The sequence below is a fragment of the Microbispora sp. H11081 genome (assembly GCF_012999535.1).
Lineage (GTDB): Bacteria > Actinomycetota > Actinomycetes > Streptosporangiales > Streptosporangiaceae > Microbispora.
In genome coordinates, this window is the sequence record NZ_JABBWV010000014.1 from 55,723 (window position 1) to 75,697 (window position 19,975).

The 19,975-nt window shown below is 71.4% G+C and carries 17 protein-coding genes and 2 tRNA genes; 6 read left to right on the forward strand and 13 right to left on the reverse strand.

The features are described 5' to 3' along the window. Positions 1 to 61 precede the first annotated feature (61 nt). From HHX31_RS27290 to HHX31_RS27330, 9 genes are all read right to left on the reverse strand, one after another. Positions 62 to 1,111 carry a UDP-N-acetylmuramate dehydrogenase gene (locus HHX31_RS27290; protein WP_169951542.1) on the reverse strand — a complete coding sequence of 350 codons (1,050 nt, stop codon included), beginning with the start codon at positions 1,109 to 1,111 and terminating at the stop codon, positions 62 to 64. A gap of 39 nt (positions 1,112 to 1,150) precedes the next feature. Then, positions 1,151 to 1,516: a hypothetical protein gene (locus HHX31_RS27295; RefSeq protein ID WP_169951544.1), complete on the reverse strand. Its 366-nt coding sequence runs from the start codon at positions 1,514 to 1,516 to the stop codon at positions 1,151 to 1,153. Between the two features lie 61 nt (positions 1,517 to 1,577). Further along, a complete protein-coding gene (locus tag HHX31_RS27300; RefSeq protein ID WP_169951546.1) occupies positions 1,578 to 2,006 on the reverse strand; it encodes a MaoC family dehydratase in 429 nt (142 codons plus the stop codon). Position 2,007: 1 nt separating this feature from the next. Then, positions 2,008 to 2,457 carry a MaoC family dehydratase N-terminal domain-containing protein gene (locus HHX31_RS27305; protein ID WP_169951548.1) on the reverse strand — a complete coding sequence of 150 codons (450 nt, stop codon included), beginning with the start codon at positions 2,455 to 2,457 and terminating at the stop codon, positions 2,008 to 2,010. Between the two features lie 185 nt (positions 2,458 to 2,642). After that, positions 2,643 to 2,807 carry a 50S ribosomal protein L33 gene (rpmG, locus tag HHX31_RS27310; RefSeq protein WP_036325591.1) on the reverse strand — a complete coding sequence of 55 codons (165 nt, stop codon included), beginning with the start codon at positions 2,805 to 2,807 and terminating at the stop codon, positions 2,643 to 2,645. A 79-nt stretch (positions 2,808 to 2,886) separates the two neighbouring features. Next, positions 2,887 to 2,960, reverse strand: a tRNA-Met gene (locus HHX31_RS27315). 176 nt (positions 2,961 to 3,136) lie between these two features. Then, positions 3,137 to 3,209 (reverse strand) — tRNA-Thr (locus HHX31_RS27320). 94 nt (positions 3,210 to 3,303) lie between these two features. Further along, positions 3,304 to 3,747: a hypothetical protein gene (locus HHX31_RS27325; RefSeq protein WP_169951550.1), complete on the reverse strand. Its 444-nt coding sequence runs from the start codon at positions 3,745 to 3,747 to the stop codon at positions 3,304 to 3,306. A gap of 59 nt (positions 3,748 to 3,806) precedes the next feature. Continuing rightward, on the reverse strand, positions 3,807 to 4,016 hold the full coding sequence (locus HHX31_RS27330; protein ID WP_169951552.1) for a transposase: 210 nt from the start codon (positions 4,014 to 4,016) through the stop codon (positions 3,807 to 3,809). A 130-nt stretch (positions 4,017 to 4,146) separates the two neighbouring features. Between HHX31_RS27330 and HHX31_RS27335 the strand changes: the two genes are divergently transcribed. Beyond that, positions 4,147 to 4,767 (forward strand): hemerythrin domain-containing protein, encoded by a 621-nt coding sequence (locus tag HHX31_RS27335; protein WP_169951554.1) that lies wholly within the window; start codon positions 4,147 to 4,149, stop codon positions 4,765 to 4,767. Here the strand turns inward: HHX31_RS27335 and HHX31_RS35335 are convergent. Continuing rightward, entirely contained in the window at positions 4,703 to 8,065 is a 3,363-nt protein-coding gene (locus HHX31_RS35335; protein ID WP_169951556.1) for a BTAD domain-containing putative transcriptional regulator, read from the reverse strand. The two genes, HHX31_RS27335 and HHX31_RS35335, sit on opposite strands and share 65 nt — an antisense overlap. A gap of 272 nt (positions 8,066 to 8,337) precedes the next feature. On the opposite strand from HHX31_RS35335, the gene HHX31_RS27345 reads away from it, so the two are divergent. Then, positions 8,338 to 8,673, forward strand: coding sequence for an STAS domain-containing protein (locus HHX31_RS27345; protein ID WP_169951557.1), 336 nt, complete (start codon positions 8,338 to 8,340; stop codon positions 8,671 to 8,673). A 7-nt stretch (positions 8,674 to 8,680) separates the two neighbouring features. On the opposite strand, the gene HHX31_RS27350 is transcribed toward HHX31_RS27345, so the two are convergent. The 3 genes from HHX31_RS27350 to HHX31_RS27360 all read right to left on the reverse strand — a co-directional run bounded on the left by HHX31_RS27350 (position 8,681) and on the right by HHX31_RS27360 (position 12,257). After that, complete coding sequence (locus tag HHX31_RS27350; RefSeq protein ID WP_169951559.1) at positions 8,681 to 10,810, reverse strand: transglycosylase domain-containing protein; 2,130 nt, start codon at positions 10,808 to 10,810, stop codon at positions 8,681 to 8,683. 71 nt (positions 10,811 to 10,881) lie between these two features. Continuing rightward, the gene (gene bla / locus HHX31_RS27355) at positions 10,882 to 11,802 is read right to left on the reverse strand and encodes a class A beta-lactamase (RefSeq protein ID WP_169951561.1); all 921 of its coding nucleotides are present in this window, start codon (positions 11,800 to 11,802) and stop codon (positions 10,882 to 10,884) included. 77 nt (positions 11,803 to 11,879) lie between these two features. After that, a complete protein-coding gene (locus tag HHX31_RS27360; RefSeq protein ID WP_169951563.1) occupies positions 11,880 to 12,257 on the reverse strand; it encodes a DUF2809 domain-containing protein in 378 nt (125 codons plus the stop codon). A gap of 415 nt (positions 12,258 to 12,672) precedes the next feature. Between HHX31_RS27360 and HHX31_RS35340 the strand changes: the two genes are divergently transcribed. The 4 genes from HHX31_RS35340 (at position 12,673) to HHX31_RS27380 (ending at position 19,846) form a co-directional block, all read left to right on the forward strand. Then, positions 12,673 to 15,939: a S8 family serine peptidase gene (locus tag HHX31_RS35340; RefSeq protein ID WP_311932269.1), complete on the forward strand. Its 3,267-nt coding sequence runs from the start codon at positions 12,673 to 12,675 to the stop codon at positions 15,937 to 15,939. Between the two features lie 177 nt (positions 15,940 to 16,116). Then, positions 16,117 to 17,688, forward strand: coding sequence for a M1 family metallopeptidase (locus HHX31_RS27370; protein WP_169951567.1), 1,572 nt, complete (start codon positions 16,117 to 16,119; stop codon positions 17,686 to 17,688). 87 nt (positions 17,689 to 17,775) lie between these two features. Further along, a complete protein-coding gene (gene cseB, locus HHX31_RS27375) occupies positions 17,776 to 18,555 on the forward strand; it encodes a two-component system response regulator CseB (protein ID WP_169951569.1) in 780 nt (259 codons plus the stop codon). A gap of 1 nt (position 18,556) precedes the next feature. Further along, entirely contained in the window at positions 18,557 to 19,846 is a 1,290-nt protein-coding gene (locus tag HHX31_RS27380) for a HAMP domain-containing sensor histidine kinase (RefSeq protein ID WP_311932270.1), read from the forward strand. The last annotated feature ends 129 nt before the right edge of the window (positions 19,847 to 19,975 follow it).

Sequence of the window (19,975 nt, forward strand, 5' to 3'; positions counted from 1 at the left end):
CAGTGTGTCGATCAGTGGATTTCGGACTACTCCCCTTCGGTGTGCCGTCAGTCTAGCCGAGCTAAAGAGTCACGCCCACCAGCACGGGCTCGTTGACGAGCCACACCCCGAACTTCTCGTGCACGCCGTCGCGGACCTCGCGGGCCAGCGCCAGCAGTTCGTCCGCGCCCGCCTCACCCGTGGGGTTGGTGAGGGCGAGCGTGTGCTTGGTCGAGATCCGGGCCCGCCCCTTCTCGTAGCCCTTGGGGAAGCCGGCGTGCTCGATCAGCCACGCCGCAGGGACCTTGACCATGCCGTCGGGCGTGTCCCAGCGCGGGTGCCCGGGGGCCCGCAACGCCAGGGCCGCCGCCTCCTCGGGGCCGAGCACGGGATTGGTGAAGAAGGACCCGGCGCTGCGCGTGTCGGGGTCGTCCGGGTCGAGGACCATGCCCTTGCCCCGCCGCAGCTCCAGCACCGCCTCGCGGGCGTCGGACATGGGCACCCGCTCGCCGATCTCCACGCCGAGGCGGACCGCCAGCTCCCGGTACGCCACGGGCCCCGACAGCGCCGAGCGCCGCAGGGCGTAGGTGACCGCCAGCACCACGTGCCGGCCGGGGTCGTGCTTGAACGCGCTGTCGCGGTAGGCGAAGCCGCACTCGGCCGCGGTGAGGTCCCGCACCTCGCCGGTGTACCGGTCGTACGCGCGGACCCCGGTGACGGTCTGCGACACGTCCTGGCCGTACGCGCCGACGTTCTGGATCGGGGTGGAGCCGACCAGCCCTGGAACGCCCGACAGGCACTCCACGCCCGACCAGCCCTCCGTCACGCAGCGGGCGACCAGGGCGTCCCAGTCCTCCCCCGCCTGCACGGTGACCAGCGCGCGGCCGTCCTCGACCGTCACGTCGACGCCCCGGGTGGCGATGCGGACCACGAGCCCGTCGAACCCGTCGTCGGACACCACGAGGTTGCTGCCGCCGCCGAGCACCAGCACGGGCTCGCCCACGCGGTCGGCCTCGGCCACGATGGCGACCAGCTCGTCCTGCGTCTCCGCCTCGGTGAAGGCCCGGGCCGGTCCGCCCGTCCGCAGGGTGGTGTACGGGGCGAGTGGCACCCCTGCCAGCCGGTCAGCCATCGGTCTCCTCGCACCCGGAACATCCGACGAACAGGATAGCTAGCCGCGGTCCTCCCGCTCCCCCTCGGCTACTGCCTCGGCCACCACCTCGTCGATCCTCGACGTGGCCGAACTGCCGTCCCACAGGAGCTGGGAGGCGACCACCGACGGCTCACCCGAAGGGGTCAGCGCGGTCTCGATCGTCCCGCCGGGAGCGACGTCCCGCTTGACCTCGGCGATCTCCTCCGGGCCCGCGGCTTCGCCGGCCTCCCTGGCGTTCCGCGCCCGCGGACGCGGCATCGCGCCGCCCTGGGCGTCGCCCGCCTTGCCCGGGTCCTGGGTCTGCGCGGCGACACCGGCGACGTCGCCGTGCTCCCGCTGCGTCGTGACCGGCTCGTTCTTCGCTTTGATGTCTCGCTCGCTCACGATCCGACCGCTACCCAGCACCGTCACGGCCAATCGGGAGAGGCCGGTCAGGAGAGGCAGGTCAGGAGAGCTGGACCACTGCGCGGGCCTTGGACAGGACGCGGGAGTCGCCTGACCTCGCGGTCAGCGTGACGACGACGCGCTTGTCCTCGCGCTTCTCCTCGACGATCCCGCTGATCCTGATCACGGCGCCGTTGTCGTCGTCCGGCACCACGACCATGGACGAGAAGCGGACGCCGTACTCCACGACAGCGCCGGGGTCGCCCGCCCAGTCCGTCACGAACCGGCCGCCCTGCGCCATCGTGTACATGCCGTGCGCGATGACGTCGGGCAGGCCGACCGCCTTGGCGAACCGCTCGTTCCAGTGGATGGGGTTGAAGTCGCCGGAGGCGCCGGCGTACCTCACGAGGTCCACCCTGCGGACCTGGTACTCGACGGCCGGGATCTCCTGGCCGGCCTCCACCTCGTCGTACTTGACCGTCGCCGCCATGTCAGGCCGCCCCTCCCCGCTCCACGATGACGTTGTAGGTCCGGCAGACCAGCTCGCCGGAGGTGGTGGAGACGTCGCTCCGCAGGGTCAGGAACGCGTTGCGTCCGACGCTGCGGATCTCCGCGATGGTCGAGGCGCACACCAGCTCGTCACCCGCGTGGATGGGCCTCTCGTACTCGAACCGCTGCTCGCCGTGCACGACCATCGAGAAGTCGAGCCCGAGCTCGGGGTCGGAGAGCGCGTCCCCGGTCCCGAGGAGGCTGAACACGATGGGGAACGTGGGCGGCGCGACGACGTCAGGGTGCCCGGCCGCCACCGCGGCCTGCCTGTCGTGGTAGATCGGGTTGGAGTCGCCGATCGCGGTGGCGAACTCGCTGATCTTCACGCGGCTGACCTCGTAGGGCGCGGACGACGCGTACGTCCGCCCGACGAAATCACGGTTCAAAGCCATCGGGCCGGGCTCCTTCTGGTGAGCAGGTAGGCCGTACCGTAACAGAAGCCGGAACCACAACCCCGGGCGCGGAACGCGGACACGTGCGGACACGACAAACCGGCGTTCCCGCGGGAAACGCCGGTGTCGGAAGCGCGTGGGGTTGTGAGATGACGCCTACGCGGGGGCCGCGCCGCCTGCCAGGACTAGCGGGTCTCGCGGTGCGCCCGGTGGGTCTTGCAGTTGGGGCAGTACTTCTTCAGCTCAAGCCGATCCGGGTCGTTGCGCCGGTTCTTCCGCGTGATGTAGTTGCGGTGCTTGCACTCCTGGCAGGCCAGCGTGATCTTCGGCCTAACGTCTGTGGCAGCCACGTGGGAGTGCCTTTCTGCGTTTGGGACTACTGGACAACCCGCACCGGGGCCGCCTACTGCGGATGACCCGGGAGGGTAGTAGCGGAGGCCGGACTTGAACCGGCGACACAGCGATTATGAGCCGCTTGCTCTGCCTGACTGAGCTACTCCGCCTCGGCCGGAACTGAGCCCGGCCACGCAAGGATACCCGACCCGTACGACTGTTCGCGCATCCGAAACAGCCATGATCGCGATCGGTCTTCCCCCCGAGGAAGAGGTATCCCCACCAAGCCGAAAGCCCCACCCTGCAGCGCCAGAGAACCACTGCTTGGATAGGACTTCTCGACTAGAGCCCCCAAACGGAATCGAACCGTTGACCTTCTCCTTACCATGGAGACGCTCTGCCGACTGAGCTATAGGGGCGAGCCCGCCTGCCGCTTTCGCGTTGCGGACAGGTGTAACCATACACGGCCCCGGCGACCTACGCGAACTCGAATCACCCCGCCGCGCGGGCCGCTCAGGGCGTCGGCAGGGCTCCCGACAGGTCGGCCTCCGGCCGGTGCCTGACGGGCAGGTCGGCCGTGACCGTGTAGCGGCCGAAGTAGCCTTTGCCCTTGACCGGGGTCACGCTGCTCAACGTCACCGTGGCGTCGTACGGCGCGTCCGCGCACTCGGGCAGGCACCAGGTGCCGCTGAGCTTGCCCGCGCCGGTCGCCCTGGTCGGCCCCCAGGTCCGCCAGGTGACCTCGCTCATCGTGCTGAACTCCGAGAGCACGAGGTTCGCCGGCCGCTGGTCGGCCCTGCCCCGCTCGGAGTCCCGGAAATTGAGCACGTACACCGGCGTCTCGGCCGCGGTTTCCGTGGGCGCGGACCCGCAGCCGGCGACCAGCATGACGACGGTGGCGCACACGCGCACAGGCACGCGCACGGGCACGCGCATGGGCAGGGCAGGTTGGCGCATCGATTCCCCCTCGGCAGTGTGAGTGCCCAGGGGCCGCGACTGTTACGCCTGTGACCTGGCTACTTGACGGCCGTACGGGCGTCGCCGGCCCGGACGGGCAGCGGGATCACCTCGCACAGGTCGGCGAGGTCGACATACCGGGCGACCTCCTCGACCGACAGACAGTCGGCGACCACCTGACCATGGCGCCGCACCCGCAGCACCTGGCGGTCACGGCGGTACGCGGGAACGATCTCGTATCCGTCCGGTCCCACCCATCGGCTGTCCATAGCGGAACAAGCTATCGGGTTTTCCCCATGGCTATCTCCCGTCCCATGGGAATCGGCCTTGATCACCTAAAGGTTCGACCTTAAGTCGGGTCTTAACCGACCCCAAGTGGGGCGCAGCAGGATGAGCCCCATGTCCGACACCCCCAACCTACTGGGCTTCCGCATCACGCACCGGGCGATGCGCGCCGACTCCCGGCGCCTCGCCGAGGTCACCGCCGAGATCGCCGCGGGCCGGCAGCCGTGCGGCCCCGAGCGCGCCGCCGCCATCCGCGAGTACGTCACCAAGCTGTGCCGCGGCATCCACCATCACCACAAGGCCGAGGACGACCGCCTGTGGCCCCTGCTCGTCCGCTCCGCGGGCGCCGAGGTCGACCTGAGCGAGCTGAGCGAGGACCACTCCGAGCTCGACCCGCTGCTCGACGAGATCACGTCCGTCGCCGGCGACCCGGTCGAGCTCGCCAAGCCGCTGCGCCGGCTGGCGGACCTGCTCGACGAGCACATCGAGGAGGAAGAGCGCACGATCTTCCCGATCATCGCGCGGCATGTCTCGGGCAAGGACTGGGAGGAGCTGGAGCGGCACGTACGGAAGGGCGGCGACGCGCGCTTCGAGCTGCCCAGGATCGAGCGGCACGCGCGGCCCGAGGAGATGAGGGAGCTGCGCGCGCTGGCCGGGCCCATCCTGGTCGTCATGCTGGCGCTGCTGCGCCGTGCCCACCTTCGCCGGGAGCGGCTCGTCTTCGGCGCCGCGTGAGCGCCGCGTTGCCGGCTTCGCGGCGGGCCGCCTCCTCCCAGTGCGGCGAGCCGACCTGCCCGGCGACCTCGGCGGCCCGCAGATAGTGGGCCTCGGCGTCGCCTGGCCTGCCCAGGAACACCGCGAGGTCGCCGAGCGTGTGCGCGACGGGCCCGAGCGTGACCGAGCCCGAGTGCAGGCCGGCCAGCTCGCCGTCGGACGACAGCAGCAGGCGGTAGCACTCCCGCGCCGTCGCCCGGTGGCCGAGCGCGATCGCGTTGTCCGCGCGCAGCGACATGAACACGAGCCAGTAGTAGTCCCTGCGGGGGACCCGCGCGGAGGCCCACACCGCGCGGGCCTCCTCCAGGCGGCCTGCCCCGGCGAGCGCTCGCGCGTACAGCTCGCCCACGTCCTGCGGCAGGCGTTCCCACAGGGCGGCGAGCTCCTCCACCGACTCGTGCACCCGTCCCGCCGCCAGCTTGACCAGGAAACGGCCGACCACTCCCACCATCGCGCCGTTGGCGTCGCCGGTGCTCGCCAGCCGCTCCCCGAGCCGCGAGTAGACGCTCTCCGCCCGCTCGAACTCGCCCCTGACCAGCAGGTGCAGGGCGTCGAGGAAGGAGAGGATGCCGAGGGCCAGGCCGAGCTGGCCGCTCGTCGACAGCTCCATGGCCATGTCGGCGTGGCGGCGCGCGGTGGCCCAGTCGTTGCGGCCCAGGGCGACCATGAGCAGGGCGAAGTGGCCGAGCGTCTGGTAGCCGAGCAACCCGGCGGCGGCCGAGGCGGCCAGCAGGTCGTGCCCGAGCCGCTCCAGGTCGTCCCGCCTGTCCGGGGTGAGGCAGACCCAGTAGCGGCCGTTGAGCGCCATGCACCGCAGACGGGGGTCGCCGAGCGCGTCGGCGATCGCCAGCGCCTCCCCGCTGGCCGCCTCGATGCGCTCCGCGTCGTGTCCTTCGAGCGCGTGGCAGAGGGCGACGAGCATCCGGCAGCGGGATTCGCCCGCCTCGGCGGGGAGCGACTCCTCGATCGCGCCGACGAGATCGGCGTCGAGCCGCCGGTCCGGCTGGATGGTCCAGATGACCGGCGCGTCGAGCGAGGACACCGCCCGCGCCACCGCGTCCCGATCACCCATCCGGCGGGCCACCGCCAGCGCTCTCGTCCGGTTGTGCACCGCCGTGATCACGTCGCCCGCGTGCGCCTGCGCGGACACCAGACGGCACAGGAGATCGAGGCGGACGTCCGGATGCGCGTCGTCCGTCCCCTCGCCGAGCAGGTCGAGCGCGCCCAGCGCGCCCTGGAGCAGCGCGGCCGCCTCCCTGTGGGCGTAGAGCGCGGCCGCCTGCCCGGCGGCCCGCGCCGCGTACTCCGCGGCCGTACGGGCGGTCGCGGTCGTCGCGGCGGCGAGCGCGTGGTGCCCGAGCGCCCCCACGTCGCCGGGGCGCACCCGCTCCAGCGCCGTCAGGACCTTGCCGTGCATCCGCGCCCGGCGCAGCCGCGGGATGTCCTCGTACAACGTCTCGCGGACGAGCACGTGGGCGAACCGGACCCGGCCGGGGCGCGGCTCCTCCAGCAGGCCCGACAGCACCCCCGCCTCCAGGCCGTCGAGCACCGTCTCCTCGTCCGCCCCCGGCAGGGCGACCAGCACGTCGGCGTCGGCCTCGCGGCCGAGGACGGCGGCCGTGCGCAGCGTGGTCCGCGCCGTCGCGGGCAGCCGGGCGAGGCGGCGGCGGATGAGGTCGCGCACGCCTGGCGGCAGCGCGTGGGCCGCGGAAGGGCCGTCCACCGCGAGCAGCCTGGCGGTCTCGCTCACGAACAGCGGGTTGCCGCCGGTCCGCTCGGTGACCGTGCGCACCGTGGCCTCGTCGACCTCCGTGCCGGAGCGCGCCGCGAGCAGGAGTGCCACCTCCGGCTCCCCCAGGCCGTCCAGGGTGATGTGCTCCACCGTCTGCACGGCGAGCGCCGCCGAGGTGGCCGTGAGGTCGTCGCCCGCCTCGGCCGGACGGTGCGTCAGCAGGACGAGAACCGGCGTCCTGGTCAGGCGGCCCGCCAGGTGACGCAGGAGCTGGAGGGTCTCCTCGTCGGCCCGGTGCACGTCCTCGAGCACGATCAGCAGCGGTCCCGGCACGCCCTCCAGGTAGTCGCCGGCCGCCCGCGCCAGCCAGAACTGGCCCACGGGCGCGGCGTCGTCGGTCAGCAGGGGCGCGAGCCTGGTTGCGGTCCCCGGCTCCGGCGGGCAGGTCGCGGACAGCTCCCGCAGCACCTCGCTCCACGCCCAGGCGGGCGGCACGCCGCCGCTCGTCTCAGGGCAGCGGCCGACCACGGTCCGCCAGCCGTCCGCGGCCAGGCGCCGTACGAGCGCGTCGGCCAGGGTGCTCTTGCCCGAGCCCGCCTCGCCGCCGAGCCACACGATGCGGAATCCGGTCGCCGCCTGCTCCGCAGCGGCGGCCAGTCGGGACAGCTCCGCCGTACGGCCGACCATGCGGGGGGAGACGGGCTCCGGGGCGGGAGCCGTGACCTCTGGCCTGGAAACCACGGGCCCGGCCGTGCGGGGCATGTCGAGAGACTCGGACTGCGCGAGGATGTCCGACTCCAGCGCGCGCAGGGCGGGCCCCGGGTCGATGCCGAGTTGCTCGGCGAGCAGGGCGCGCGTGCGGCGCAGGACCGCCAGGGCCTCCCCCTGCCGCCCGGCCCGGTAGTAGGCGATCGCGAGCAGCCGCACGGCGTTCTCCCGCAGCGGATGCGCGGTGAGGTGGCGCTCCAGCTCGGGGACGACCTCGGCGTGGCGGCCGAGCGCTAGCCCGGCCTCGGCGCGGTGCTCCACCGCGACGACCCGCAACTCGTCCAGGTGGACGACCTCGGGGACGGCCCACTCCTCCTCGGTGAACTCCGCGTACGCCGGGCCGGTCCACAACGCCAGGGCCTCGTCCACGACCTCGACCGCGTGGTCGGGCCGTCCCTCGGCGAGCAGGCCGGCGGCGGCCTCGACCAGCCGGGGGAAGCGCCAGGCGTCCACGTCGTCCGGCTCCAGCGCCAGGCGGTATCCGGGGGGAGCGCTCACCAGCACGCGGGCGACGGCGCGGGGGGCGCGGTCCGGTTCCAGGGCCCGCCGCAGGTTGGAGACGTAGACCTGGAGGGCGGCCAGCGCGCGTGGCGGCGGCTGCCCCCGCCACAGGTCGTCCACGAACCGGTCGGTCGACACCACGTGTCCACGGGCGCACACCAGCCGGGCCAGCACGGCGCGCTGGAGCGAGGTCCCGAGGTCCGCGGGGCGCCCACCGACCTCCGCCGCGATCCGCCCTAAAACCCGCACTTTTACCATTTGGCGGCAAGCATAGGGATGAATCCGAGCCTGCCGTAGACGACCAGGTCACCGGCAAAGGCGGTCATAGATCGGGACATAGCCCTCCATCTCTGTCTCGATCGTGGCATCTTTGCTCCACCCGATCGACGCGCCGGAGACGGATTGTTACCCTGAGTGCGGCTCAGCTCGTTCGTCGGCGTGTCCGTCGAAGCGCTTCGCCGGTCACCCCCGGACTCCCCCGTCCCGCTCCCCGGTGGTCCCCGGCGTCAAGAAGAGCGAAGGGAACCCCCGTGGAGACGTGGACGGCACAACCCTCCTCCCCCACCCGCTGGTGGGTGCTCGGGCTGCGCGGAGAGCTGGATCTCCACGCGGTGCGGCGCCTGCGCGAACCGCTGCGCACCCACATCGAGGCCCGAGGCCCGTGGCTCGCGATCGACCTCAGCGAGGTGCGGTTCATCGACACCACGGGCGTCGGGCTGCTGGTGCGCCTGGTGCACACCCTGCGCCAGAGGGACGGCGACCTGGCGCTCATCGCGCCGGGCGGTCAGGTGCTGCGCATCCTGCGCTGGACCAACCTGACCCGGCTGTTCCGCGTTCTCGACACCGCCGACGCGCTGGACGAGTGACCGGCGGCTATTCCGGCAGGATCTGCACCGGCGTGTCGTCGTCTCCGGCCGGCGGCGTCACGGACACCACCTTCCGGCAACCGTCGCCGCAACCGCCGAAGCGCTCGGAGTCGATGGGCGTGAACTCCGTCGCAGGCACGCCGCGCAGCGCCGCCAGCATCGTGTCCTTCCAGATCGGGCCGGGAACGCTGGCGCCGAACACCGAGCCGTAGTAACGACCGCCGATCATGACGCCGTTCAGCTTGTACTTCGACGAGCCGCGCGGGTCGCCCAGGCTGACCGCTCCCGCGAGGTCCGGGGTGAACCCGGCGAACCAGGCGGAGGAGGAGTCGTCGTTGGTCCCGGTCTTGCCCGCGGCGTCGCGGCCGATGCCGCCGACGGCGGCCATCGTGCCCTTGGTCAGGACGCCCGACAGGATGTGCGCCGCCGCGTCGGCCACCTCGGGCTCCAGCGCCTGACGGCACTTCGGCCGGTAGTCGGTGGTCTTCCCGGTGCTGTCGGTGATGCGGGTGATGGCCATCGGCGCGCAGTACTTGCCGCGCGCGCCGATCGCGGCGTACGCGGTGGCGACCGTCACCGGGTCCATCTCGTTGATGCCGAGCGTGAACGTCTCGTACTCCCGGAGCTTTTCGCCGTCCGCGCGGTGGATGCCCAGCGACTTGGCCGTCTTGACCACTTCACACAGGCCGACCCGCCGCTCCAGCTCCATGAAGAAGGTGTTGACCGAGTTCCACGTGCCGGTCTGCAGGGTCAGCCAGCCGGGCGAGCCCTCGTCGTTGGTGACGGTGTGGCTCGGGTCGCCGATGGACTGGCCCGCGCAGTTCTTGAACGTCGAGTAGGCCGGCGCGGTGTAACCGGCGCCCGCGCTGAAGCCGTCGTTGATCTTCATGCCCTGCTTGAGCGCGGTGAGCAGCGTGAACGTCTTGAACGTCGAGCCGGCCTGGAAGCCGATGCCGCCACCGTGCGCGGCGTCGGCCACGAGGTTGTAGGACACCTCGTTCTTGCTCTTGCGCGTCCCGTACGGGCGGCTCGCGGCCATCGCCTTGATCGCCCCGGTGCCGGGCTGGACCAGCGCCTCGGCGGCCACGGGGTTGTCGGTCGGGTTGACCCACTTCCTGATCGCCTTGTCCGCGGCGGCCTGCATCTTGGGGTCGATCGTGGTTCTGATCGTCAGCCCGCCGCGGTTGAGGAACGCCAGGCGGTCCTTGGCCGTCTTGCCGAAGTCGGCGTTGCCGAGGATCTCGTTGCGCACGTAGACGCAGAAATACGGATATTTGCTTGATTCACAGCCGCCGGGCAGCGGGGTCCCCTTGTAGCCGAGCCTGGCCTTCTTCGCCTTCGCCGCCTCGTCCGTGGTGATCTTGCCCAGCTCGGCCATCCGGTCGAGCACGACGTTGCGCCGCTTCAGCAACCGGTCGCGGCTGGTCTTGCCCAGGTTGGGGTCGGTGGCGTTGGGGTCCTGCACCGCGCCCGCCAGCGTCGCCGCCTGCGCCAGCGTCAGCTTGCTCGCGCTGATCCCGAAGAACCGCTTGGCCGCCGCCTCGACGCCGTACGCGCCCGCGCCGAAATAGGCGATGTTGAGGTATTTCTCCAGGATCTGATCCTTGGAGTACTTCTTCTCCACGCCCATCGCGTACCGCAGTTCGTTGAGTTTGCGGGCGTAACTGGCCTCCAGGGCCTTCTGCTTCTCCTCCTCGGTCTGGGCGGCGTTGAGCAGCACCTGCTTGACGTACTGCTGCGTGATCGTCGAACCTCCCTGGGCCACCCCGCCCGACTGAAGGTTCGTCGCCAGCGCGCGGGCGGTGCCTTCGAGGTCGATCGGGCCGTGCTCGTAGAACCGGTAGTCCTCGATCGAGATGATGGCCGTCTTCATGATGTCGGCGACCTGGTCGAGCGGGACGACCTCGCGGTACTGCTCGTAGAACCGCGCGATCTCGTGGCCCTTCACGTCCTGGACGACGGAGACCTGCGCCAGCGGGGGCTCGGGGAGGTCCCGTGGCTCAAGGCCCACGTCCTCGACTGCGGTCACCAACCCGACGCCCGCGCCTCCCACCGCCGGCAGCGCGATGCCCGCGACCAGCACGCCCGCCGCCGTCGCCAAGGCGGCCAGGCGCAGCACCTTCCCCGTGCTGTTCACTCGATCATCCCCCCAAATCGCTATACACAAGGCTATGAGACCGTAAAGCGGGATAAGTCACCATAAATGTCCTACGTCAGTCGGCCGAGGCCGCGCGCGAGCACGGTCGCCGTCTGGGCGACGACCCGGTCGTCGGCGGAGGCGCCGGCCGCGTGGCGGTTCGTGTAGATCGCCATGATGATCGGGGCGGCGCCCTTGGACGGCCAGACCACGGCGATGTCGTTGGCGGTGCCGTACGAGCCGCCCGTGCCGGTTTTGTCGCCGACGATCCACGTCTTGGGCAGCCCGGCGCGGATGCGCTTGTCCCCGGTCGTGTTGGCGCGCAGCCACCCGACCAGCCGGGAGCGGTCCTTCGCGCCGAGCGCGTCGCCGACGGTGAGCGCGCGCAGGTCGCGGGCGATCGCCGCGGGCGTGGTCGTGTCGCGCCGCTCCTTGGGCGACCACTCGTTCAGCGCGGTCTCCCACCGGTCCAGCCGCGAGACCGGGTCCTTGAGCGAGCGGAAGTAGCGGGTGAGCCCCTTCGGCCCGCCGATGCGCTTCAGCAGCATGTTGCCCGCGGTGTTGTCGCTGTAGATGATCGCCGCCCGGCACAGCTCGGCGAGCGTCATGCCGTCTTTCACGTGCTTGCCGGTCTCCGGCGAGTGCGGCTGCAGTTCGTCGGCGGTCCAGCGGACCACCTTCCGCGTCAGCTCCCTGTCGCTCGTACGGGCCAGCACCGCCGCGGCGGCCGCCGCCTTGAAGGTGGACGCCAGCGAGAACCGCTCGCCCGCCCGGTAGCCGATCGTCCTCCCGGTCGCCGTGTCGATCGCGTACGCGCCGATGCGGCCGCGGAAGGACCTCTCCAGCGCGCGCAGTTCGGCGGCCACGTCCGTCCGGTGCGCCGTCGCGGCCACGTCCGTGCGGGGCGCCGCGACGGCCGGGGTCGCCGGGGCGGCGCCGACCAGGACGAAGACCGTCAGCACGGCGGCCTTCACCGTCGCCGGGTGTGTCATGACATGTCCTTAATCTCGTGGGTCGGTGGTCTGTCAGACGCAGGACCAAGCCAAGAGGTTCGGAACATGTCCCATATTCATTTGAACCGCGCCGATATCAGGAGGACATGGACGACGCAGCCGGCGGCTGCGCCCACGGCGTACCAGAACAGGTCGGGGGCGTTGAAGGTCGTGCCGAGCGCCAGCCTGGCCAGCGCGCTGCGCGCGGACAGCTCGGCCGGCACGCCGGTGAGCTGGGCGAACTCGACCAGCCAGCTCAGGCAGAGCGCCACGGCCGCCGCCACGACCGGCCGGGCGCGCGGCGCGGCCACGACGACCAGCGCGTACACGAGGAGGGTGTAGAGAAGGTCGCCCGCGTACTTGCCCACCGCGCCGGGCAACAGCGCCCGGACCGCCAGGCCCGCGGCCACGACCATCACGGCGGCGGCCAGCGCGGCCAGTCGGCGATGAGGCATCCGGGCACCCTACCGGGGCCCGGCCGTCAGCTCGTCCGGCAGCTCGTCCGGTGGTAGCACACCCAGATGCCGCCGCCGATGCGTCCCGACAACCGCAGCACGATATGCCCGAAATGCTGCAAGCACGGGAAAACACCGAAATCAATAGGTTCGCAGACGAAAAATCACACCATGGAACGATCTAGCCGGAAAAACGATGGCTGGTTAAACTCCGAGTCAGCTTCGGCCACCCGTCTCGGGTGGCCGTTCGCCGTCGCCCACCGGGGAGGGCTCGCGCCCTCCCATGTCCGGGGGCGGCGCGGTTCCTCCACGCCCTGGGCGGCGGGGCCTCACAGGTCTCCATGGAGGTGTCGTGTCGAGGAAGTCCCCACCCCCCTACTTACGGACCACAGCGGTCATCGCCGGACTCGGCCTTGTGGCAGCGATCATCCCTGCGGCCTCCGCGGCCGCCGACCCCAGCCCCACCCCGTCGCCGTCGTGGAGCGCCACGGCCGTGACGGGCGCCGAGCGCGTCCAGGGCGCCAAGTCGCCGAGTGGGCGTCTCGCCAAGAGCGACCCAGAACTGCTCGCCTCGCGGTCGCCGCAACAGACGAGCGTCCTCGTCAAGCTCGACTACGACTCGCTCGCGGCCTACAAGGGCGGCCTGCCGGGCCTGCCCGGCACCAGCCCGTCGGTCACCGGCAAGGCGCTCAACCCGAAGAGCGGCGACGCGGCGAAATACCAGAAGCACATCGAGAACGTCGAGAACGCCTTCCTCGGCGAACTCGGCGACAAGGTCCCCGGCGCCAGGGTGGGGCAGAAGCTCCGCACGGTCTACGGCGGCGTCGCCCTGACCCTGCCCGCCGACAAGGCCGCGGACCTGCTGAAGCTGCCCGGAGTGGCGGCCGTGCAGGAGGACAAGCGGGAGCAGCCCCTCACCGACTCCAGCCCCGCGTTCATCGGCGCGCCGACCGTCTACAACCAGCTCGGCGGGGCCAAGTCGTCGGGCAAGGGCGTCATCGTCGGCATCCTGGACACCGGCGCCTGGCCGGAGCATCCCTCGTTCGCCGACCCCGGCACGCTCCCCGCTCCCCCGCCCAAGGCGGACGGCACGCCGCGCACCTGCAACTTCGGTGCCAACCCGCTGACCCCGGCGGCCGACCCCTTCTCGTGCAACCGCAAGCTGATCTCCGGCCAGCCGTTCCTCGCGACGTACAACGCGATCGTGGGCGGGGAGGTGTACCCGGACAGCGCCCGTGACTCCGGCGGCCACGGTACGCACACCGCCACCACCTCGGCGGGCGGGCCCGTGGACCACGCCAACCCGCTCGGCATCGACCGCGGCTCGATTCACGGCATCGCGCCGGCCGCGCACGTCGCGGTCTACAAGGTCTGCGGCGCGGAGGGCTGCTACCAGTCCGACTCCGTGGCCGCGGTGGCGCAGGCCATCGCCGACGGCGTACGGGTCATCAACTTCTCGATCGGCGGCGGCGCAGACCCCTACAGCGACCCGGTCGAACTCGCCTTCCTCGACGCGTACGCCGCGGGCGTGTTCGTGGCGGCGTCGGCGGGCAACTCGGGACCGGGCGCCAGCACGACGGACCACCGCGGCCCGTGGGTGACCACCGTCGCGGCCTCGACGCAGAGCCGCACCTTCCAGTCGACGATCACCCTGACCGGCGGCCCGTCGATCAAGGGCGCGTCGATCACCGGGGGCGTCTCCTCGCCGCTGCCGGTGGTGCTCGCCTCCGCGCCGCCGTACAGCGACCCACTGTGCCTCAGCCCGGCGCCTCCCGGGTTGTTCACCGGGAAGATCGTCGCCTGCCAGCGCGGCCCGAACCGGGTGCTCAAGGGATTCTCCGTCAAGCAGGGCGGCGCCGCGGGCATGATCCTGTACAACGCCACGCCGCTCGACCTCATGACCGACAACCACTGGCTGCCGACCGTGCACATCGACAAGCCGGAGACCGACGTCCTGCTGAGCTGGCTGAGCTCCCACCCGGGCGCGACCGCGAGCTTCACCCAGGGGACGAAGACCACCTGGCAGGGCGACGCGATGACGTCGTTCTCCTCGCGCGGCCCCGGCGGCGACTTCCTGAAGCCGGACGTCACCGCGCCCGGCCTGCACATCCTCGCAGGCATGACCCCGACTCCCGAGTCGCCGCTGGAAGGCCCGGCAGGCAACCTCTACCAGGTCATCGCCGGGACCTCGATGTCGTCGCCGCACGTCGCGGGCGCCGCCGCGCTCCTGTTCGCGCTGCGTCCGACCTGGACGCCCGGCCAGGTCAAGTCGGCCCTGGAGACCTCCGCGACGACGAAGGTCACCAAGGAGGACCGGACCACCCCGGCCGACCCGTTCGACTACGGCGGCGGCCGCATCGACCTGACCAAGGCCGGCGACGTGGGCCTGACCCTCGACGAGACCGCGGCGAACTACGCCGCCTCGGCCGCCGACCCGCTGAACCGCATCGACCTCAACCTGCCGTCGGTCAACGCGCCCGTCATGCCGGGCGTGATCACCGCCAAGCGCACGCTCGTCAACACCACCGGCAAGACGCTGGTCTACACCGCGACGGGCACCACCGTCAGCGGAGCGAGCATCACGGTGCTGCCGCCGCTGTTCACGGTGAAGCCGGGCAAGAGCCAGAAGATCACCGTCGTGATCACCGCACCCGACCTGCCCGACGGGCAGTACTTCGGCCAGGTGAACCTCAAGCAGGTCAACGGCAACCGGGAGCAGCACCTGCCGGTGGCCTTCTACCGGCAGGAGGGCGCGGTGCCGATCGACCAGACCTGCGCGCCGACCGCCATCGCGAAGAACACCGGCGAGTCCACCTGCACGGTCACGGTCCAGAACAACACGCTGGAGGACGCCGAGGTCACCGCGCTGAGCACGCTGAACACGAAGCTGCGGCTCACCGGCGTGACCGGCGCGACCAAGGTCGGCAACCAGATCGTGACGACCAATAAGACACTCGCGGGCAAGCAGCCCGACAAGCCCGTCATCGCCCCCGGCACGGGCCCGGCGGGCTACCTGCCGCTGTCGCTCTTCGGCATCGCCCCGACGCCCATCGGCGACGAGGAGGCGCTGAACTTCACCGTCCCGGCGTTCACCTACGCCGGCCGCACGTTCAACAGGATCGGTGTCGTCTCCAACGGCTACACGGTCGCGGGCGGCACGAACGGCTCGGCGGACATCCAGTTCGCGCCGCAGACGCTGCCCGACACGGCCCAGCCGAACGGCGTGCTCGCGTCGTACTGGACCGACCTCAACGGCGCGGGAGCGCCGGGCGTCTACGTCGCCACCCTGACCGACGGGGTGAGCACGTGGCTCGTCGTCGAGTGGCAGGTCAACCTGTACGGCACGAGCAGCCGCAAGGTCTTCCAGCAGTGGATCGGCCTGGGCGGCACGGAGGACATCTCGTACGCCTACGATCCGGCGAACCTGCCCGGTGACCCCGGCGCGGAGTACGGCCTGACCGTCGGCGCCGAGAACATCGAGGGCACCGGCGGCAGCCAGATCAGCGGCCCGCCGACGCAGGACTACCGGATCACCAGCACGCCGGGCGCCCCCGGCGGCACGCTCAGCTACTCGTTCAAGGTCAAGGGCGTGTCCTCGGGCACCGGCACCGTCACGACCGGCACCTCCACCCCCCAGGTGAAGGGCATCACGGTCGAGGTCGACAAGATCACTGTCAACTAGGGGGTCTTTCCGGCCCGGCGGACCAGCGCGTCCGCCGGGCCACCTCGGCCCGCTCCCGCGCCGATACATGGCTGAGCGTCCGCGGATACACGGTCCAGGCGGCGCCGACACACGAACCACCCACGATGGGGCGCAGTGCGCGAACCCGCGCACCTTATCCCCGGAGGTGGTTCATCGATGTCCTCTGCCCACGTACCCGCCCCGCGTACGCGAGGGCGCGGCGCACGGCGAACGCTCACCGCGCTGGCGGCGACAGGCGCGCTGGCCCTGGCGCTCTCCGCGTGCGCCGCCGGGGCCGGGGCCGGTGCCACCGCCGCGGCCTCGGCCGCCGGGACGCCCAGGCCCGGTGCTCACAGCGCCGGTAACCACAGCGCCGGTAACCACAGTGCCGGTGACCCGCTTTTCACCTACCTCGGGAACGGCGGGTACGACGTCGTCTCCTACGACGTCAGGTACGACTACCGGCCCGGCACGACGAAGATGAACTCCTCCGTGCGGATCACGGCCACGGCGAAGCAGGCTCTGTCGAGCTTCAGCCTGGACTCGAAGGTGGACCGTGTCGACTCGGTGTCCGTGCAGGGCGAGCGGGCCGCGTTCAAGGTGTCCGGCGAGAAGCTCCTGATCACGCCGCGGCGCGCGCTGCGCGAAGGAGCATCCTTCCGCGTCGACGTCTCCTACCGCGTCGACCGCGCGGACGACACGCGGTCGCCCTCCTACCCGCCCAACGCGCACTACCTGCAGGCCTGGCTCGACAAGGACGACGGCTTCGCGGTCATGGGCCAGCCCGACCGCGCCCACATGTTCTTCCCCGGCAACGACTACCCCAGCGACAAGGCCCGCTTCACCTTCCGCGTCACCACGCCCAAGAATCTCCAGGCCGTGGCGAGCGGGACACTGCGGTCGCGCAAGACCACCGGGGACCGTACGACCTACACCTACACCACCCGCGATCCCATCCCGACCCATGTGGCCCAGGTCGCCGTGGGCCGCTTCACGAAGGTGACGGCGCGCGGGCCCCACGGCCTGCCGATCCGCAGCTACCTCGCGACGGCCAGGTACAAGGCGGCGAAGGCCCGGGTGGACGACATCCCCGCCCAGGTCGCCTGGGTGGAGAAGGAGATCGGCCGCAGGTATCCGTTCGAGACCTACGGGGTGCTGGGGGTGCCGGGAGACTACGACGGCGTCGCCCTCGAGTCCGCGACGCTTTCCACGTTCAGCGTCGAAGGACTGACGCGCCCGGCCGAGGAGATCGCGCCGACCATGATCCACGAGCTGGTCCACCAGTATTTCGGCGACGCCGTCTCCGTACGCACCTGGAACGACATGTGGATCAGCGAGGGCCACGCCGACTACTACCAGCTGCTCTATTCGGTGGACAAGCTGCATCGCGACCTCGACGAGGTCCTGAAGCAGCGCTACGAGTTCGAGTTCGGCAAGCGGATCGAATCCGGGCCCCCCGCGCGGCTCAAGACCGCGCAGGACGTGCTGACCGGCGGGAACAACGGGGGCGTGCTGATGCTCGCGGGCCTGCGCCACCAGGTCGGCGACTCCGTGTTCAAGAAGATCGAGCAGACGTTCTACGACCGCTACCTGGGCAAATCCGCGACGACCCAGGACTACATCGACGTGGCCAACAAGGTCAGCGGGCGCGACCTCACCTCCTACATCGAGGGCTGGCTCTACGGGGCCAAGGTGCCCCCGATGCCGGGTCACCCCGACTGGAAGCCCGCGCCGCCCCCGGCCTCCTGAGGAGGGGAGCACCGGCCTTGTCCGCATAAGCTCGCAAACGCGCTATTCGCCGCCTCTGTATTCGCCGCGTCTGGGGGGCACGTCGGGTTGGATGCCAGAAGCGGGCCGCAGGCCCCTGTCACCGTGCTGCTCGTCGAGGACGACGAGGTGATCCGTAAGACGGTCGGGATGTCCCTGGCACGCTACGGCTACGAGGTGTCGACGGCCGCGGACGGCCTGACCGGCCTGGAGCTCTTCCGGGAGGGACGGCACGACCTGCTGTTGCTCGATGTGATGCTGCCCGGCCTGGACGGCATCAGCCTGTGCCGCAGGGTCAGGGAGACCAGCCTCATCCCGATCCTGATGATGTCCGCGCGCGGCGACTCGCTGGACGTGGTGGCGGGCCTTGAGGCGGGGGCGGACGACTACGTCGTCAAGCCGGTCGACACGGGCGTGCTGGTGGCCAGGATCCGCTCGCTGCTGCGCCGGGCCACCTTCGCCCCCGGTCACGAGTCCGGTCACGAGCCCGCTCCGGCGCCCGCTCCCGTGTCAGGGCCGGACGACTCCCCGGAGCCCGCGCCCGTCTTCGGTGACCTCGTCTTCGGGGACCTCGTCTTCGGCGACCTGGCCGTCGACACCCAGGGCCTCGAGGTGCGCCTGGCCGGCGAGCCCGTCGCGCTCGCCCCCACCGAGCTCCGGCTGCTGCTGGAGTTCGCGGCCAATCCGGGGATCGTGCTGGACCGGCAGACGCTGCTGCGCAACGTCTGGGACTACGGCTGGGATGGTGACAGCCGCGTGGTGGACCTGTGCGTGCAGCGGTTGCGCAAGAAGATCGGCACCGACCGCATCGAGACCGTCCGCGGTTTCGGCTACAAGCTGCGGCGCTGATGTGAGCGCCGAGACCCGCCGTGGCAACCCTCTGTCGCTGCTGGACCCCAGGTCGCTCAGGTGGAAGATCGCCGCACTGGCGGCCGCGGCCTCCTGCGCGGTCGCCGTGGCGGTCGGGGTGCTCGTGCACACGACGACCTACGACTGGTCGCTCAACGCGGGCAGGGCCGAGGCGCTCCAGTCCGCCGTCGACCAGGCGAACGGCGGCGGGGACGTGCCCGGCACGTCCGTCGAGGACCCGGGCACTCTCCCGCCGGAACTGCTGCGCCAGATGGCGTCCGGGGAATCCGGGGGATTCTGGGAGTCCGCCACCTGGTACGACGACACGAAACCCGACGAGCCCTGGATGTGGGCGGCCGTCCGCGACGGCGGTCGCGTGACGGCCGTGAAGGTCGACATGGGCCCCGAGCGGCGCAGCCTCCAGGCACTCGACCGGCACATCGTGCTGGCCACGCTGGCCGCGCTCGCGATCGTGGTGCCCCTCGCGGCGCTCGCCGCCGAACTGCCGAACCGGCGCCTGCGACGCGTGGCGGGAACGGCCCGGCGCATCGCGGGCGGAGACCTCGACGCCAGGATCGGGGCGGGCAGCCGGACCCGTGACGAGATCAGTGAGATCTCGGCGGCCGTCGACTCGATGGCGAGCGCGCTGCAGGAGCGGTTACTGGCCGAGCAGCGCTTCACCGCGGACGTCGCCCACGATTTGCGTACGCCGCTGATGGGCCTGATCACCTCGGCGGAGTTGCTCCCGGAGGGGGAGGTCACCGAACTGGTACGCGACCGCGTGCGGGTGCTGCGCGTGCTCGTCGAGGACCTGCTGGAGATCTCCCGCCTGGACGCGGGCGCGGAGCGGGCCGAGCACGTGCCGGTGCCGCTGGGCGAGGTCGTCGAGGAGTCCGTCCGCCGCACCGGGCTCCCCGCCCGGGTGGAGGTGGCCGATCCTTCCATGGCCGACACCGACCCCCGGCGTCTCGACCGGATCATCGCCAACCTGGTCGCCAACGCCCATCGCCATGGTCGGGCTCCCGTCGAGGTCTCCGTCCGGGGCACGACGATCGTCGTGCGCGACCACGGACCCGGATTCCCCGCCTCGCTGCTGGCCGAAGGGCCGCGGCGCTTCCGTACGGACGCGCAGGAACGCGGCAGGGGCCACGGCCTGGGCCTGACCATCGCACTCGGCCAGGCGCGGGTGATCGGCGCCGCCCTCGGCTTCGCCAACGCTCCGGACGGCGGCGCGGTCGCCACCGTCCGCCTCGGAAGCCACCCGCGACTGCCCGACCCCGGCAACCGCTGACCCCGGCGACCGCTGACCTCGGCGGCCGCTGCCCGGGAGCCGATACACGGCGGATACACAGCAGCGCGTGATTCGAGCGACCGCTGATGCCCCACATCGGCAGCACGGAAATTCGCCCGGCCCAAGGTG

Bases quoted from the DNA above. Each gene is read 5' to 3' on its own strand.
- HHX31_RS35335 (WP_169951556.1), bottom strand. From the start codon at position 8,065: ATGGTAAAAGTGCGGGTTTTAGGGCGGATCGCGGCGGAGGTCGGTGGG.
- HHX31_RS27290 (WP_169951542.1), bottom strand. From the start codon at position 1,111: ATGGCTGACCGGCTGGCAGGGGTGCCACTCGCCCCGTACACCACCCTG.
- HHX31_RS27325 (WP_169951550.1), bottom strand. From the start codon at position 3,747: ATGCGCCAACCTGCCCTGCCCATGCGCGTGCCCGTGCGCGTGCCTGTG.
- HHX31_RS27370 (WP_169951567.1), top strand. From the start codon at position 16,117: ATGTCCTCTGCCCACGTACCCGCCCCGCGTACGCGAGGGCGCGGCGCA.
- HHX31_RS27335 (WP_169951554.1), top strand. From the start codon at position 4,147: ATGTCCGACACCCCCAACCTACTGGGCTTCCGCATCACGCACCGGGCG.
- HHX31_RS27305 (WP_169951548.1), bottom strand. From the start codon at position 2,457: ATGGCTTTGAACCGTGATTTCGTCGGGCGGACGTACGCGTCGTCCGCG.
- HHX31_RS27300 (WP_169951546.1), bottom strand. From the start codon at position 2,006: ATGGCGGCGACGGTCAAGTACGACGAGGTGGAGGCCGGCCAGGAGATC.
- bla (WP_169951561.1), bottom strand. From the start codon at position 11,802: ATGACACACCCGGCGACGGTGAAGGCCGCCGTGCTGACGGTCTTCGTC.
- HHX31_RS27360 (WP_169951563.1), bottom strand. From the start codon at position 12,257: ATGCCTCATCGCCGACTGGCCGCGCTGGCCGCCGCCGTGATGGTCGTG.
- HHX31_RS27330 (WP_169951552.1), bottom strand. From the start codon at position 4,016: ATGGACAGCCGATGGGTGGGACCGGACGGATACGAGATCGTTCCCGCG.